Annotated in this window: 14 protein-coding genes and 1 tRNA gene; 5 read left to right on the forward strand and 10 right to left on the reverse strand. The window is 68.0% G+C overall.

Annotated elements, in window-relative coordinates:
* Positions 1-93: 93 nt before the first annotated feature.
* Positions 94-1950 (reverse strand): acyl-CoA dehydrogenase, encoded by a 1857-nt coding sequence (locus tag CLV67_RS38830; protein WP_106327750.1) that lies wholly within the window; start codon positions 1948-1950, stop codon positions 94-96.
* Between the two features lie 267 nt (positions 1951-2217).
* On the opposite strand from CLV67_RS38830, the gene CLV67_RS52260 reads away from it, so the two are divergent.
* On the forward strand, positions 2218-2373 hold the full coding sequence (locus tag CLV67_RS52260; RefSeq protein WP_170154167.1) for a hypothetical protein: 156 nt from the start codon (positions 2218-2220) through the stop codon (positions 2371-2373).
* 2 nt (positions 2374-2375) lie between these two features.
* Here CLV67_RS52260 and CLV67_RS38835 read toward each other — a convergent pair whose 3' ends face one another.
* Positions 2376-3509 (reverse strand): PP2C family protein-serine/threonine phosphatase, encoded by a 1134-nt coding sequence (locus CLV67_RS38835; RefSeq protein WP_106327752.1) that lies wholly within the window; start codon positions 3507-3509, stop codon positions 2376-2378.
* 123 nt (positions 3510-3632) lie between these two features.
* Here CLV67_RS38835 and CLV67_RS38840 point away from each other — a divergent pair, with 123 nt between their 5' ends.
* Positions 3633-4175, forward strand: coding sequence for a phosphoribosyltransferase (locus CLV67_RS38840; RefSeq protein ID WP_106327754.1), 543 nt, complete (start codon positions 3633-3635; stop codon positions 4173-4175).
* Positions 4176-4185: 10 nt separating this feature from the next.
* Here the strand turns inward: CLV67_RS38840 and CLV67_RS38845 are convergent, their stop codons facing one another.
* Positions 4186-4464, reverse strand: coding sequence for a YciI family protein (locus tag CLV67_RS38845; protein ID WP_106327923.1), 279 nt, complete (start codon positions 4462-4464; stop codon positions 4186-4188).
* Positions 4465-4578: 114 nt separating this feature from the next.
* On the opposite strand from CLV67_RS38845, the gene CLV67_RS38850 reads away from it, so the two are divergent.
* Positions 4579-5055 (forward strand): YcxB family protein, encoded by a 477-nt coding sequence (locus CLV67_RS38850; RefSeq protein ID WP_106327925.1) that lies wholly within the window; start codon positions 4579-4581, stop codon positions 5053-5055.
* Positions 5056-5070: 15 nt separating this feature from the next.
* Here CLV67_RS38850 and dcd read toward each other — a convergent pair whose 3' ends face one another.
* Complete coding sequence (gene dcd / locus CLV67_RS38855; RefSeq protein ID WP_106327756.1) at positions 5071-5649, reverse strand: dCTP deaminase; 579 nt, start codon at positions 5647-5649, stop codon at positions 5071-5073.
* A gap of 125 nt (positions 5650-5774) precedes the next feature.
* Here dcd and CLV67_RS38860 point away from each other — a divergent pair, with 125 nt between their 5' ends.
* Complete coding sequence (locus CLV67_RS38860; RefSeq protein ID WP_106327758.1) at positions 5775-6281, forward strand: pyridoxamine 5'-phosphate oxidase family protein; 507 nt, start codon at positions 5775-5777, stop codon at positions 6279-6281.
* A gap of 141 nt (positions 6282-6422) precedes the next feature.
* Positions 6423-6493, forward strand: a tRNA-Gly gene (locus CLV67_RS38865).
* An 868-nt stretch (positions 6494-7361) separates the two neighbouring features.
* On the opposite strand, the gene CLV67_RS38870 is transcribed toward CLV67_RS38865, so the two are convergent.
* From CLV67_RS38870 to CLV67_RS38895, 6 genes are all read right to left on the reverse strand, one after another.
* Entirely contained in the window at positions 7362-8579 is a 1218-nt protein-coding gene (locus CLV67_RS38870; protein ID WP_249037981.1) for a glycosyltransferase family 2 protein, read from the reverse strand.
* Between the two features lie 29 nt (positions 8580-8608).
* Positions 8609-10000 (reverse strand): hypothetical protein, encoded by a 1392-nt coding sequence (locus CLV67_RS38875; RefSeq protein ID WP_239166500.1) that lies wholly within the window; start codon positions 9998-10000, stop codon positions 8609-8611.
* A gap of 410 nt (positions 10001-10410) precedes the next feature.
* Positions 10411-11196, reverse strand: coding sequence for a LamG domain-containing protein (locus CLV67_RS38880; protein ID WP_239166499.1), 786 nt, complete (start codon positions 11194-11196; stop codon positions 10411-10413).
* Between the two features lie 279 nt (positions 11197-11475).
* Complete coding sequence (locus CLV67_RS38885; protein WP_106327764.1) at positions 11476-12516, reverse strand: hemolysin family protein; 1041 nt, start codon at positions 12514-12516, stop codon at positions 11476-11478.
* Positions 12509-13843: a hemolysin family protein gene (locus CLV67_RS38890; RefSeq protein WP_106327766.1), complete on the reverse strand. Its 1335-nt coding sequence runs from the start codon at positions 13841-13843 to the stop codon at positions 12509-12511. Before CLV67_RS38890 ends, CLV67_RS38885 begins: the two co-directional genes overlap by 8 nt.
* Before the next feature lie 121 nt (positions 13844-13964).
* Positions 13965-16118, reverse strand: coding sequence for a (Fe-S)-binding protein (locus CLV67_RS38895; protein ID WP_106327768.1), 2154 nt, complete (start codon positions 16116-16118; stop codon positions 13965-13967).
* Positions 16119-16277 lie beyond the last annotated feature (159 nt).

Genomic DNA, 16277 nt, shown 5'->3' on the forward strand with positions numbered 1-16277 from the left:
CCCGTTGTCGTCAAACCGCTGAAAAGACTCAGGCCCGGCGGACGTCGTTGTCCGCCGGGCCTGAGTCTTTTCAGGAGAGTGGGAAAAGCTTGATCAGAACGCGTCCTCGTCCAGGTCCATCAGGTCGAGGGTGGTGTTCTCGATGATCCGGCGGTCGGCGCCGATCCGCGGCAGGATCTCGCGGACGAAGAACCGGGCCGCGGCCACCTTGCCGGAGTAGAACTTCTTGTCCGCCTCGGAGACCTCGCCGCCCAGGGCGGTCAGGGCCACCTCGGCCTGGCGCAGCAGCAGCCAGGCGAGGACCACGTCGCCGAGGGCGAGCAGGATCCGGCGCGAGCTAAGACCGATCTTGTAGAGCTCCCGCGCCTCGCCGTTGCCGACGGCCTGCAGCCAGCCCAGCGTGATGCCGAGGATGTTCTGCATCTCGCCGAGGGCCTTGCCGAGCCCGAGGCGCTCCTCCTTGAGCTGGCCGTTGCCGGCGTTGCTCTCGACGAAGGCCTGGATGTCGGCGGCGATCACACCGAGCGCCTGACCGTTGTCCTTGACGATCTTGCGGAAGATCAGGTCGAGGCTCTGGATCGCGGTCGTGCCCTCGTACAGGGTGTCGATCTTCGCGTCCCGGACGTACTGCTCCAGCGGGTAGTCCTGCAGGAAGCCGGAACCACCGAAGGTCTGCAGCGACTCGGCGCCGAGCAGTTCGTACGCCCGCTCGGATCCGACACCCTTGACCAGCGGGAGCAGGAAATCGTTGATCTTGTTGGCCTGCTTGGCGGCGTTCTCGTCACCGGCGGCCTGCGCGATGGCGACCTTGTCCTGCCAGGTCGCGGTGTAGATGACCAGAGCACGCAGCGCCTCGGCGTACGCCTTCTGGGTCATCAGCGACCGGCGTACGTCCGGGTGGTGGGTGATCGTGACGCGCGGAGCGGCCTTGTCGCTGCTCTGCACCAGGTCGGCGCCCTGCACGCGGTTCTTCGCGTACTCGAGCGCGTTGAGGTAACCCGTCGACAGGGTCGCGATCGCCTTGGTGCCGACCATCATCCGGGCGTTCTCGATGATCAGGAACATCTGCCGGATGCCCTGGTGCACCTCGCCGAGCAGCCAGCCCTTGGCCGGGGTGCCGTGCTCACCGAAGGTCATCTCGCACGTGTTGGAGACCTTGAGGCCCATCTTGTGCTCGACGTTGGTGGCGTAGACGCCGTTGCGCTCACCGAGCTCGCCGGTGGCCGGGTCGAAGTGGTACTTCGGCACGATGAAGAGCGAGAGGCCCTTGGTGCCGGGTCCGCCGACGCCCTCGACGCCCACCGGGCGGGCCAGGACGTAGTGGATGATGTTGTCGCTCAGGTCGTGCTCACCCGAGGTGATGAAGCGCTTGACGCCCTCGATGTGCCACGAGCCGTCCGGCTGCGGGATGGCGCGGGCACGGCCGGCGCCGACGTCCGAACCGGCGTCCGGCTCGGTGAGGACCATGGTCGAGCCCCACTGCTTCTCGACGAAGAGCTTGGCCCACTCCTTCTGCTCCTCGGTGCCCTCGTGCCAGATGACATTGGCGAAGGACGGACCGGACGAGTACATCCAGATCGGGGCGTTGGCGCCCAGGATCTGCTCGGCGACGGCCCAGACGAGGCTCCGCGGCGCCGGGGTGCCACCCAGGCCGATCGGCAGGTCGAGGCGCCAGAACTCGGAAGCCATGAACTGCTCGAAGGACTTCTTGAACGACTCCGGCAGCGGCGCCGTGTGCGTCGCCGGGTCGAAGACCGGTGGGTTGCGGTCCGCGTCGGTGTAGCTGGCGGCGAGATCCTCCCGGGCCAACCGATCGACCTCGGCGAGCACGTCGCGGGCGCTCTCCAGGTCGAACTCGTCGAACGGCGCCTGGCCGAGCGACTTCTCCGCTCCGAAGACCTCGAACAGGTTGAACTGGAGGTCACGAAGGTTGCTCTTGTAGTGCGTCATGGTGCTTGGCCCCGCTCTCCGGACGCGAGTTACCCGTCAGTAACCCCACTGTATTACTGATCGGTAGCCATCGACAACCCGGCCAGGGTTTTCCGGCGAACCCACCGCTGAGGGCCCGTTGTCCGTCGGTTCGTGTGTCAAACGTCTCCGATCAGGTGGCAATCGATACAGCCGTTCGGCCATTTGCGGACTTCGACTCTCGATCCACGTATCGCGGGCGCAGGAGGTTCGTTTCACCGGATAGACAGCTACGAACAGGGGGACGCCATGTTCGCCACGATCAAGAGCCTGATTCCGGAGCCGCGCCAGGCCAACCAGCCGCGCCACTACATCGGCCGGCATCGCCAGGCCGACCCTGTCCCACCGGTCCCGGCCCCGACCTCGCCGGCCGCACCTGTCGAGCCCGAGGACGACGCGGCCTGACGTCAGCTGCCCGCAGCTCCGACTTCCCAGCTCGGCACCGGGACGGCAGCGTCGCCATCCGGACCGGCGTATTCCAGCAGCACAAGCGCGATGTCGTCCTCGAGACGCCCGTAGACCCAGTCGACCAGGGCCGTCTCCAGCGACGCCAGGCCGTCCCCGACAGTGCCGTGGCCCAGCAGGCGCCACGCACGGTCGGCGGTCGGGAAGAACTCGCCCTCCCGGCGGGCCTCACCGAGCCCGTCCGTGAACAACAGCAGCCGGTCACCCGGCTCCAGCCGCTCCACACGTGCCTTCACCTCGGGCATGAACCCGAGCGGCGGAGCCGGTGCCGGTGGTTCCAGCGGGATGACCTGTCCCCGCCGCAGCAGCAGCGGCGCAGGGTGTCCACAGTTGACGATCGTCAGGGTGCCGCCACGCTCCTCGACCAGCGCGGCGGTCACGAAGTCCTCATCGCCGACGCTGCGGGCCACGGCACGGTCCAGATCCTGGACGATCGATTTCAGATCGGCACGCTCGTACGCCACATGCCGGTACGAGCCGAGCACGATGCTCGCCAGGCGAACCGCGTCCAGGCCCTTGCCCCGCACGTCGCCGATGATGATCCGCACGCCGTACGGCGTGTTCAGCGCCTCGTAGAGGTCACCGCCGATGTCCGCGGCCGCGGTCGCCGAGATGTACCGGCCGGCCACCGCGAGCGCGCCCACCTGCGGCCCGATCGGGCGTAGCACCGCCTGCTGGGCCACCGACGCGAGGCGTACCAGCTCGGTGATCTTCTCCGACTGCCGCTCCCGGACGGTCGCTCCGGCCGCCGCGACACCGGTGGCCAGCACGATGCCCATCAGATTGACCAGACCGGCCATGCCCTGCACGTCGCCGGCCATCCCGACGAAGACGGCCCCGACCACGGTCGCGAGGACGCCGGCACCGAGGACCACCTGCCAGACGGCGAAGACCGCGGTGAGGAACGGAAGCGCCGCCAGCAGGCCGACGTAGCGCGGCTCCGGATCGCGATCCGCGAGCTCCAAGGCGGACACGACAGCGAGCAGCACAAGGGCCGCGCCGAGGCCGGCGCGGTTCCCTGGGCTCAGCGGGTGTCGTCCCGCCAGAAAATCAGGCATGGTTCCGCCGAACAGCATGCCCGATCGACCTGACGTCGGGCATCAACTTGACCCGTAGGCTGAGTCGGTTCTGACCCGACGTTCGTACCGGTGTCATTCGGTCGGTCCAAGAAGAACGGCCGCCGGTGACAGGATGTTCGCGTGACCGACGATCTCCGTGATCTCCTGCGAACCGCCTTCACCTGGACCGATCTCGGTCCCGGCCACGATTATCTGGTCAGCGACCGCTCCGGCTGGTGGCGCGATCCGAGGATCCTCGACGGTTTGGGACCCGCTCTGGCCGCTCTGTTCCGCGCCGATCGGCCGACCGTCGTCGTGTCGCCCGAAGTGACCGGATTCATGGTCGGGCCGCTCGTGGCGCGCGCGCTCGGGGTGGGATTCGTCGAGGCATACCGCGCCGGCGCCCGCAGAGCCATCGCAGAGCCGATGATCTGGGGCGACGTACCCGCCGACCACCGTGGCGACGTTCAGCGCCTGGGAGTGCGGGAGAGACTGCTCGCGCCCACCGACCGTGTTCTCGTCGTCGACGACTGGGCATCCACCGGTTCGCAAGCCCGCGGGCTGCGTGGGCTGCTCGGTGACCGGTACCTGGGTGCTGCGGTGATCGTCGACGAATGCCCGCCCGCGGTCTCGGCCGAGCTCTCGATCAGGGGCCTGCTGACCGGAATGGACCTCGACCCCTGATCAAGGTGGACTAACGGGCGCGTTTGTAGTCCGCCAGCGCTCCGCGGGTCGGGTGCCAGCCGGTCGCCGTGTAGGCGGCCAGGCCCCGGACCACATACGGGTCGCGGGCGATGATTTCCTGCGCCTCGGCCTCGGTGTCGACGTCCAGCAGGATGATGCCGCCGGTCGGTGGGTCGATCCGGCCGGCGGTCACCGCGTATCCGCCGCGCTCCAGCTCGGCGATGAAGTCCAGGTGGTCCGCACGTGCCGCGTCCACCTCGGCGAGCGGCTTCAGGTATGTCGAGATCATCAGATACACGCCACCATCGTAGATCGCGTCAGACCTGCACCGCTCGGGCGGCGATGCCGGGTCGGCCGTCCGGATGGTGCCGATATGCCCGAGGCGGAAGCTACCTTTCATCAGGTGCAGATCCAGATCACCGCGGTTTCCGACCCGGCGCTGATCGCGGCCGCCACCCGGCACGGCCTACGCCGTCCGGTCCTGGCGGCCCGTCTCGTCGGGTGGGCGTTCCTGCTGCTCGCCGCTCTTTCGCTGGCCGTCACCGGCGATCTGAGTCCGACGCTGCTGGTGGGCGGGGCGGCGCTCGCCGTACTCGTTCCGGTGGCGCTGCTCAACCACACCGCGCGCAGCCTGCGAACCGAACAGGTCACCACCTACGAGATCAGCACGGGCGGCATCGCCAGTTCAAATACGGAGAGCCGGCATTCGTACGCCTGGCGTGCCGTCCGTTCGGTCGAACACCTCTCCGGGCAGCTGCTGTTCCGGATGCGTGGCGCCCGCCTCCTGCCGGTCCCGACCGCCGGACTCAGCCCCGCCGAGATCGAGCAGGTCCTCGGTGCGGCCTCGGCCAACGGCCTTCGGGTACGGCGTTTCGCCTGACCGGGCCAACGCCCGTCAGAGGGTGGGCCAGGTGCGGAAGTTCTGTGCCGACCGGCTCGCTGTCGGCCCGCGCTGCCCCTGGTAGCGGGAGCCGTAGACGGCCGACCCATACGGGTGTTCGGCCGGGCTGGACAGCCGGAAGATGCACAGCTGACCGATCTTCATCCCCGGCCAGAGCTTGATCGGCAGGTTGGCCACGTTGGAGAGCTCCAGCGTGACGTGCCCTGAGAATCCCGGGTCGATGAATCCCGCCGTCGAGTGAGTCAGTAGGCCGAGACGGCCCAGACTGCTCTTACCCTCCAGCCGAGCAGCAAGATCCTGTCCGAGAGTGATCACTTCAAGCGTCGAGGCCAGAACGAACTCACCCGGGTGCAGCACGAACGGCTGGCCGTCCTCCACCTCCACCGGCGCGGTCAGCTCATCCTGCTGCTCCGCCGGGTCGATGTGCGTGTACAGGTGGTTGTTGAACACCCGGAAGAACCGGTCCAGCCGGACGTCGATGCTGGACGGCTGCATGAGCGACGGCTCGAACGGCTCCAGCGAGAGCCCGCCGGCCTTGATTTCGGAGACGAGGTCGCGGTCGGAGAGCAGCACGCTGACACCATACCGACCATCCGGCGACATGCCCGATTCGGGCGCGCCGCATCGGGCAGGCTCGAAATCACCCGAACCGGCGTGTTCGCTGGCTGTCTCGAACGTATGTTCGATAGAATACGGCCATGGCTTCCTGGTCCGATTTCGCCGCCGCCGAGCCGGCGCTCGCCGACGGCATCCGTGCGCTTCTCCAGCAGTACGGCCCCGGCATGGGCTACCTGGCGACCATCCGCCCCGACGGCGGTCCACGCGTCCACCCGGTCTCGCCGGTCTTCACCGGCGACGGCCTCTTCTGCTTCATCGTCGACTCGCCGAAGCGCCGCGACCTGGAACGCGACGGGCGTTACGCCCTCCACGCCTACCCACCAGAGGACAACGACGACGAGGCCACACTGACCGGCCACGCCGTTCCCGTCCATGATCCCCGCGTCATCACCCACCTGGCCGGCACCCTGCACGCCTCACCGGACGTCGACTGGCGTCTCTTCGAGCTCACCGTCGACACCGCCATGCTCCGCCGCCACGGCCCGGCGGGCGCCCTGCCACTGGCAGCCACCCCGTTCCTCCCGGCGTACGCGCGGACCTGGCATGCACCGAGCCGCTTACCCACCCTGGTGGCCGTCGCCAGTTGACGGCCGCTGAATGCGCTCGGCCGATCCGGTTCAGTCACGGGCACGGCCGAGTAGGGCTGCTCCGGGTTCGGCAGCACGGGGATGCCGAACCCGGGGCGGTGCCGCCACCGAGTCGGATAATCAGGTACAGTGAGGCAGCTTGCGGGTGTAGTTCAATGGCAGAACATCAGCTTCCCAAGCTGACAGCGCGGGTTCGATTCCCGTCACCCGCTCAGAGGCGGAGGCCTGTGTCCACGGAGTGCGTGGACCGGGCCTCTTCGCATTTCTACTGGGGGCCGAGCCCCCAGACCCCGCGTTACGGGCACTCTCGGTCAGCGGGTTGCAGCGTTCTTCGGCGGTGAGCTGGCGCTCACGCCGGCCACGCTTTGCGTGGCGGCTCGACCTCGACCTCGGCCTTGACCTCGCGGATGCTGGTCTACGCCTCTGACAATGGGGAGCCCGTATCTCGGGTGACAACGGGAGCCCGTATCTCAGGTGACAACGGGGAGCCCGTATCTCAGGCGGGATCGATGGTGCCAATTGCGCCTGGTTGGTGGCTTGCCGCTTCGCCGTGTCGGCTTGGCTCGCACCGGCGATCCTGGTCGGTCGAGGTGTCCGACGGCATCGGACGATGCTGCGCCGCTGTGGGAGCCGCTGTCCATCCGGGCGTCGCGCTTCGCTATAGCCCTCAGCGGCGGCTGCGGGGGCCGCAACACGAGCGCACGATGAACCGCGAGCTGTCCCTCCGAACGGATTGCGGACGCCAATCCATTCGTGGCCTACGGCGCGGCATGGCATGGCATCGCATCGCATCGGCCCGGCCGAGGTTCAGCAGCTTGCGACCAGCCTCACGGTGGGCGACATGGCGCCACCTTATAGATCTTGGGAGCTTGGGGTTGCGGACGCGGCGAAACCTCACAAGATCGCCGGGGGTGACGACGGGTGACGACGGGTGAGCTGGAATTAGTTGCTTTTGCTGGGCGGCCGGGCCGCTGGCGACACCCGCCCTTGGCGGCGTGGCCGCCCGTGGGAAAGCCCGGCCGGTAACGAGACCGGCCGGGCTTCTGGCTGCTACGGCAGCTGAGGGTGAAAGACCCAGGTTCAGCGGTCGGCGGGCGTCGCCGCGACTGTCTCCGGGGTCTTCTGGCGGGGAATCGTCACCGCGGGCGTGGCCGCAACGGTCTCCGGGACCGGGCGAGCACCACGCAAGGTGACCAGGCTGGTGAAGAGGCCGGAGAAGATGCCGATCACGCCGAGACCGATGGCCGTCGCCGACGGGAGGACCAGGCGGATGGTGCCGCGCGGGTCGAGGTTGCCGAAGTCGGCCTCGCCCCACGTGGTCAGCGCGATCACCGTGCCGACGAGACCGAGCACGACCAGCGAAAGGCCGCCCAGGATGGACCGTTCGAAGCCGAGCCACCGGGCGAGACGGCTGGGTCGCGCGCGGCGTACCAATCCCTCGAATTCGCCGTAAAGCTGTGCCGCGGCGCCGAACAGGAAGATCTGCGCTCCGATCAGGACGGCGAGGCAGGCGTACACGAGCGCGTTGATGTCGAATTCGACGCCTGCGATCGTGCGGGCTCCGGTGGACAGCGCGGCGGTGCTGAGCAGGCCCAGGACGAACAGGATCAGGCCGGGCCAGAGCAGCGTGCGGCGCGGGGCGAAGACCAGCAGGAAGCGCAGGTGCCGCCAGCCGTCGCGCCAGGTGCGCAGGTGGGGCGGGCGGCTGCGGCCGTCGGGCTTGAGGGTGGTCGGCACCTCGACCATGTCGTAACCGCTGAGGGCGGCGCGGACGACGAGCTCGGAGGCGAACTCCATGCCGGGCATCCGCAGGTCGAGGGCGCGGATCCGGTCGGCGTTGAAACCACGGATGCCGCAGTGGAAGTCGCCGATGCCCTTGAGGCCGAAGAGCGCCCGGCCCAGCCAGGAGAGGACCGGGTTGCCCAGGTAGCGGTGCAGGAACGGCATGGCGCCGGGCGCGATGCCACCCCGGAAGCGGTTGCCCATGACGACGTCGTGGCCGGCGCGGAGCTGCTCGATGAAGGGGCCGAGTGTCGACAGGTCGTACGAGTCGTCGGCGTCCGCCATGATCACGTAGCGTCCGCGGGCCTCTTTGATGCCGTTGATCAGTGCGGCGCCGTAGCCACGCTGCGGAGCGTGCACGACCCGGGCGCCTGCGGCGCGCGCGATCTCCTGCGAGCCGTCGGTCGAGCCGTTGTCGCTGACCAGCACCTCGCCTTCGACGCCCAGTTCAGCGAGGGAGGCGAGCGCCTTGCGGACGCAGACCTCGAGGGTCTCGGCCTCGTTGAGGCACGGCATCAGGACTGTGACTTCAAGATCGGCGGAACTCATTTTTCGCCTTCGGGTCGAGGGGTTCTTGCAACTTCGTTGACCCGGCCGAGGGCGGGTCGAGGGGTCTCTGCAACTTCGTTGACCCGGCTGACGCCGGGTCGAGGGGTCTCCGCAACTTCGTTGACCCGGCTGACGGCGGGTCGGGGGGTTCTTGCAACTTCGTTGATCCGGCTGATGGCCAGCACCAGCCCGAGGGGGATGAGCAGCACCGCGGGAATGGCGTAACGGTGGTCGAAGAGACTCGTTGCCACGGTGAGGACCATCAGGCCGATTCCGGCGCCGACGAAGAGCAGAGCGTCGGCGGCGTTCCGCCATGAGCCTCGGCGGGGGCGCCAGACGGCGGCGAAGACGGCTGCCAGGAAGCCGATCAGGTAGAGCGGTCCGGGGGTGGTGACGATCTCACCGTAGGCGTGGAACTGACGTGCGCCGGGAATCGTACCGGGGTCGGACGGCAGCGGCGCGAGGAGAGGCTCGGTGACCGGTGTGTACTGTCGCGGCTCGCAGTCGGCCTTGCCGGGCGCGACCGGCGGGATCCACCAGTTCGCCAGGCAGGCGGCACCGCCGACAATGGGGGGACGCGGGTAGAAGTGCCAGGACGTCTGCTCGGCGACCATGAGCAGATAATCTCCCGGCTGCTGCTTGATCACCGCGTTCGCGAACCCACCGAGGATCTTGTCGTCCTCCACGTCGGGGTAGTACTTGCGTGCCGGGCTGGCGTTGCTCCAGATGTACATGTCCGGCCGCTGGTCCCAATTGTCCGGAACCTCTGGCATGCAGAGCAATCGCTCTTCCGTGGTCAGTTCGAGCCGGTCACAGTCGGCGATCGGTGCGACACGGGCGTACAGGAATCGTCCGGAGTACTGCCCGAACGCGTAGACGCCGTGGCTGTGCTCGTACCAGACCAGGTAGCTGCCGAGAACCGCCAGGATCGGGAGGCAGAACGCGATCAGCCGCGTGATCCCGACACGCCGGATCAGCAGGTAGACGCCGGCCAGCGCGATGATCGGCAGACCCGTCGTACGGGTGACGGCGGCGAAGCCGAGCAGGGTTCCACCGAGAGCGGCGGCCGCCCAGCCGAGGCGGTCGCGCCAGGCGATCGCGAAGAGTCCACCGGCGGTCAGCGCGACATATGCCGTTTCCGTGAGCACATAGTGCTCAAGAGTGAGCTGGCGTGCGTCCACGGCGAGCGGAATGAAGGCGACCGCGGCGATCCACGGCTTGATACCCCGGCGGACGGCGAAGGCGTATCCGACGACGAGCAGGACGACACCGATCACGTGCTGGGCGATCGCGAGCCAGATATAGGGCTTCTGCACGAACGGCTGGATCAGGAAGGAGTAGCCGTGCGGACGGACCTGGCTGGGTATCCCGGTGGCGGCCGCATCCACATAGAACCGACTGTCCGGAAAAAAGAACGCGTATTGGTAAGTAACGGTAAAAGCTACCCGTAACGCGATCGCGACAGCCAGGACCAGGAGGAGCACGACATGCCTGCGAGCCAGTGCGACCAGGCGTCGGTGATAAGGAGTGACGGCGTCAGAGCTCTGCTCCGACGTGGAACGTCCCGTCTCGGTATCGGCTAGCAATGATCACCCAACGTCTATCCACGAAATTGCAGCCGAACTTAGCAGGGGATTCCACGCGCGGTCAGCTCCGGACGGTCAATGTTCGTGACGATTGCGGCAATCCATTTGAATGCGTACGCCTCGGTGACCACGTGGCTACGCTTAGCGCCAGAAACGGACGGTGAATCACGCAGAGTGCCGAAGTCCAGTGAGGACTCCGGCACTCTGTGTGATCAGCGGCCGAACTCTCCGATGGCGATGAAGACGTCGTCGATCGAGCCGGCGAATTGGTCGTTGCCGGGGGCGGGGCCCTTGCCGCCGACGCGCAGCGGCTCGGCGTTGGCGATCGCGAGCTGCGGCGGAACCGGCACCCAGGCCCGCGGCATGCCGTCGACCAGCATGATCAGGCGAGTGGGCGTACGACGGCATTCGAGATCGTGCCAGAGGCCGTCAGCCACGTCGATCCACGGCTCGGCCCGATAGATGTGATCCCGCTGCCCCGCGATCACGCAGCTGGGATGCCCCTGCCGATGGTCGACCTGGAGCTTGTACTGGCTGACCCCTCCGACCGAATAGCCCTTCTGCAGCACATTCGCGCCGTCGGCGAGGTCGGCGTGGGTCATCCGGATCGAGGCGCCGTAACTCAGCGACCGGCGGCCGGGATTGAGGCTGTCGTCGCGCAGGCCTTCGAGGATCGCGCGAGGGCAGTCCCTCTCCCGGGGCAGGGTGCATCGGTCCGGATAGGCGAGGGCAAGACCGGATCCCTGCGGTACGAGACGAAGCGCGCCCCCGTTCTGTCCGAGCGGACGCAGTTCGTGCCCGCCCTCGACATCGGCGATGGGACGGCCCACCCCGCCGTCGAAGTCGTAACGCACCTCGAACGGCCGGCCGGCGATGCGGATGCGCCCGGGCGTGATGGGTGCGGAGAAGGCGCTGACGTTGCTGAGGAAGCCCGGCATCGGATCGGCACGGACCTTGCCGGGTGACGGCATCGGCACTGGTGAACTGCGTGCGGGCACGGCCGGAACCGAAGTCCGTGCGGCCGCTGTGGCGAGTGGACTACGAACAGTGGCTATGGGCGGTCCCGCGACGGACGGGGTGTGCTGGATAAGGAGTGACACCCCGGCCAGGACGAGGGCCGCCGACAGGGCGCCGATCGGGACAGCGCGCCGCCGTGAGTGATGCATGGGACTATTGTCCGGATTGTCACCTGCGTACCGAACCGGCGCACCGGCACGCCGGAGAACCACCCGAAAGCGTTAGCCCGAACCACCGAAGCCGAACCGGGGTAACGGAAATCACCGCATCCGTGACACCGGATGCCCCGCGCCGGCCGGTTCGCCGATCACCGCGTGCAGCACGTCGTCCAGAGTGATCACGCCGAGCGGCCGCCGTCCGTCGCTGACCAGCACGATGTGCAACCGGTCGCGCCGCATGGTGAGGAGCAGGTCGGCCAGGCTCCGATCCGGCGGAACCACTGCCAGCGGACGGATCACCTCGGCCGGCACCGGTAGGCGGCGCTGCGCCCCGGCGTACCCGAGGATGTCTTTGACGTGCACGAATCCCAGCACCCGCCGGGTGTCACGCTGCACCACCGGGAACCGCGACCGACCGCTGCGGGTGGCCACCGCCTCCAGCGTCGCCGGCGACACGTCGGCGGCGACCGTGGTGACCCGCGACCAGGGCAGGAGCGTGTCGGCCGCGGTCCGGCTGCTGAGGCCGAGGGCGGCGTGGATGCGGGCGTACTGTTCCGAGCCGAGCAGGCCCTCACTACGCGCCTGGGTGACCATGCCGGCCAGTTCCTCAGCGGTGAAAACCGTCTTCACCGCGTCGGTGGTCTCGATCTTCCAGAGCTTCAGGATGTTCCGCGAAGCCCATCGCATCGCGTTGAGCAGCGGCTTCGTGGCATTGCAGAAGGCCAGCATGAACGGGCCGAGGATGAGCGCGGACCGCTCGGGGCCGGCCAGCGTGATGTTCTTCGGAACCATCTCGCCGATGACCGTGTGCAGGAAGGTCACGATCATCAGGGCGACCACGAACGCGATCGGGTGCACCGCGTTGTCCGGCAGGCTGATCGCGTGGAGCGGCCCCTCCAGCAGGTGCGCCACGGTCGGCTCGGCGATCGCGCCCAGCACCAGCGTGCAGATCGTGATCCCGAGCTGCGCCCCGGCGATCATCAGCGGGATCTGGCTCATCGCGGACAGTGCCCAGCGGGCCGCCTGCGAGGTCTCGGCCAGCGGTTCGAGGACGGTACGCCGGGACGCGATGAGGGCGAACTCGCCGCCCACGAAGAGGCCGTTGCCGACCAGCAGGACCGCGACGAACAGCAGCTCAGTCATCGGCCGGCTCCGGGGGCGCGACCACGCGCACCTGCTCGATCCGGTGCCGGTCGACCTCCATCACGGTGAACTCCCACCCGAGTTCCTCCAGCGACTCCCCGGCGACCGGGATGTGGCCGAGGCGGGCGAGCAGGAACCCGGCGAGCGTCTCGTACGGCCCCTCGGGCAGCCGGAATCCGGTCTGCTCGTGCATCTCGTCCTCCCGCAGGAGGCCGTCGACCACGAACGTCTTCTCACCACCTGGCGCAGTGAGCTCCTGGCTACCGGTCTCGTCAAGGTCGGTGTCGTGCTCGTCGGCGATCTCCCCGACCAGTTCCTCGACCAGGTCCTCGATCGTCACCACGCCGTCGGTGCCGCCGTACTCGTCGACCACGATGGCCAGGTCGGCTCCGGCCGCTCGGAGCGCCTCCAGCACCTTGTCGAGGTTGAGGCTCTCCGGCACGTAGACAGGTTCCCGGGCGACGGCGGAGACGCGGGTCGCGGCCCGCCGTTCGGGCGGCACTCCGAGAGCATCGTTCACGCCGACCACACCGGTGACCACGTCGAGCGTGTTCTCGTACACCGGAAAGCGGGTGTGTCCGGTCTCCCGCGCCACCGTGATGAGGTCCGCGACGGTCGCGGTGGTCTTCAGCCCGACCACGTCGACACGGGGTGTCATCGCCTTCGCGGCGCGTTTCTCCCCGAACCGGATGGTCCGGCGCAGCAGGGTGGCCGTCTCGGTGGGAAGTGCTCCGGCCGAGGCGCTGATCGCCGCCAGCAGGCCCAGTTCCTCCGGGGAGCGTGCGCTTGCCAACTCCTCCTGCGGTTCGATGCCCAAACGGCGGACCAGCCAGTTCGCCGTGCCGTTGAGCGCCGCGATGAGCCATTTGAGGACGATCGAGAAACCGCGCAGGGGGGCTGCCGTGCGCAGCGCTATGCCCATCGGGCGAGCCAGAGCGGCATTCTTCGGGACCAGTTCACCGAAGAGCATCGAGATCAGGGTCGCCACGACCAGGGCGATCACGTGTGTGGCCGTATCGGTGGACGAGCCGGCGATCGGCTCCACCAGCGGCGCGAAGATCTCCGACAGGGCGGGTTCGGCCAGGTAGCCGGTGAGCAGCGCGGTGAGTGTGATGCCCAGTTGCGCCCCGGAGAGCTGGAAGGACAGCTCCCGCAGAGCGGTGCGGACTCTGCGCGCCCGGCGATCACCCGCGACGGCCCGGGATTCGATCTCCACCCGATCGACGGTGACCAACCCGAACTCGGCCGCCACGAAGAACGCGTTGCCCGCCGTGAGCAGCGCAAATGCCACCAACGGGAGCACCGCGGTCAGGATCAGGCCGTCCATGATCGCTTCACCTCGGACCTCATTGTGCCGGACCGGGGCATCTCACCACCAACCGCGCCGATGACGGAGACGGCCGAGGGCCGGTCGCGCGCTGCACGACCGGCCCTCGATCCGCTTCGTCTCAGGCTTCCTGCTTCAGCGAGCGGAGCAGGACGGTGGCCACGTCGATGACCTCCACCTCCTCCTGCTTGCCTTTACCGGTGACGCCGTCACCGATCATCGTGTAGCAGAACGGGCAGCCCACGGCGATCGTCTTCGCGCCGGTGGCCAGCGCCTCCTCGGTGCGCTCGACGTTGATCCGCTTGCCGATCCGCTCCTCCATCCACATCCGGGCGCCACCGGCGCCGCAGCAGAAGGAGCGTTCCTGGTTGCGTGGCATCTCGACCACGTCACCGCCGATCGCGGTGCCGAGCAGCTCACGCGGGGCGTCGAACACGCGGTTGTGGCGGCCCAGGTAGCAGGGGTCGTGATACGTGACGCCGCCGTCGACCGGCTGCACCGGGGTGAGCTTGCCGGTGGCGACCAGGTGGGCCAGCAGCTGGGTGTGGTGCACGACCTCGACCTTGAGGCCGAGCTGCTCGTACTCGTTGCCGAGGGTGTTGAAGCAGTGCGGGCAGGTCGCGACGATCTTCTTGGACTTCTGACCCTCGAACGCCTCGGTCAGCGTCTCGACGTTCTGCTGGGCGAGCATCTGGAAGATGAACTCGTTACCGATCCGCCGGGCCGGGTCGCCGGTGCAGGTCTCGCCCTCACCGAGGATGGCGTAGCTGACGCCGGCCTCGTTGAGCAGCGTGGCCACGGCGCGGGTGGTCTTCTTGGCCCGGTCCTCGAACGCGCCGGCACAGCCGACCCAGAACAGGTACTCGAACTCCTCGACCTCGCCGACCCGCGGCACCTCGAAGTCCAGGCCCTTGGTCCAGTCCTCGCGGGTGTTCTGCGGGGCGCCCCACGGGTTGCCCTTGTTCTCCAGGTTGCGCAGCATGACGCCGGCCTCGGAGGGGAAGCTCGACTCGATCAGCACCTGGTACCGGCGCATGTCGACGATGTGGTCGATGTGCTCGATGTCAACCGGGCACTGCTCGACGCAGGCGCCGCAGGTGGTGCAGGACCAGAGCACGTCCGGGTCGATGATCCCGTTCTCGTCGACGCCGCCGATCAGCGGGCGCTCGGCCTCGGCCAGGGCGAGGACGTCCATGTGCGCGAGCTGGGCCTCGGTGGCCTTCTCCTCGCCCATCAGATCCTTGCCGCCTCCGGCGAGGAGATAAGGGGCTTTGGCGTACGCGTGATCGCGCAACGACAACACGAGGAGTTTGGGTGACAGCGGCTTGGCGGTGTTCCAGGCCGGGCACTGCGACTGGCAGCGGCCGCACTCGGTGCAGGTGGAGAAGTCGAGCAGGCCCTTCCAGGTGAACTGCTCGACCTGGTTGACGCCGAAGAGGTCCTTCTCCGGGTCGGCCTCCTCGAAGTCGAGCGGCTTGCCCTCGCTCATCATCGGCTTGAGCGCGCCGAGACCGGAGCCGGCCGGCTTCTCCGGGCTGCGCTTGAAGTAGATGTTGAAGAACGCCAGGAACCGGTGCCAGGCCACACCCATCGTAGGGTTCAGCGAGATGGTGATCAGCCAGGTCATCGAGATGATGATCTTCACGAGAGCGGCCCAGGTGGCGCCGTCCTCCCAGGCCGGGAGCACCGAACCGATCGCGTGGCTCAGCGGGGTGGCCCACAGCGGGTACTCGAAGTGCTCGGTGGCGACCTTGAAACCCCGGATCAGGAAGCCGAAGACGAGCACGCCGACGATGACGGCCTCGACGAAGTACGCCTGCCACATGGTCGAGCCGAGGAACCGGCTCCGCTTCACCGCGCCCGGCTTCTGCCGCTGGCGTACGAGCACCAGGTAGAGGATGCCGATCGTGCCGAGGATACCGATCCACTCGGTGACCAGGCCGAACACGACCCAGTGCCCGATGATCGGCAGGCCCAGGTTCGGGTCGACGACCTCGAAATACGCCTCGAGCACCAGCGACGAGAGGATCACGAACGAGACCATCACGAACCAGTGGGCCGCGCCGATCGCGCTCCACTTGAACATCCTGGTGTGACCGACGGTCTCCACCAGCATGGTCTTGGTCCGGACCTTCGGCTCGGCGAACCGGGCGGGGTCGGGCTGACCCTGCCGGATCACCGCGGTGATGGTCAGGACGGCGCGGACCGCAAGGTAGACGGCTGCCACCGTGATTGCCCCCGCTAAGACGGTGGCGACTATCTGCGCGTAGCCCATCTGGTGCCTCCTCGGTCGGCGGTGCGCCAGGCCATGTTACCCACGAGTAATAGACGCATGCGGGCCGCTGGTCAAGGAAGCGAGTCCCCACGCCGAAAGCGCACCCCACGCCCGGCGGGGGTGCGCTTTCTTGTGGAGTTTTCCACCATCCGCGTGATT

The sequence above is a fragment of the Actinoplanes italicus genome (assembly GCF_003001815.1).
Lineage (GTDB): Bacteria > Actinomycetota > Actinomycetes > Mycobacteriales > Micromonosporaceae > Actinoplanes > Actinoplanes italicus.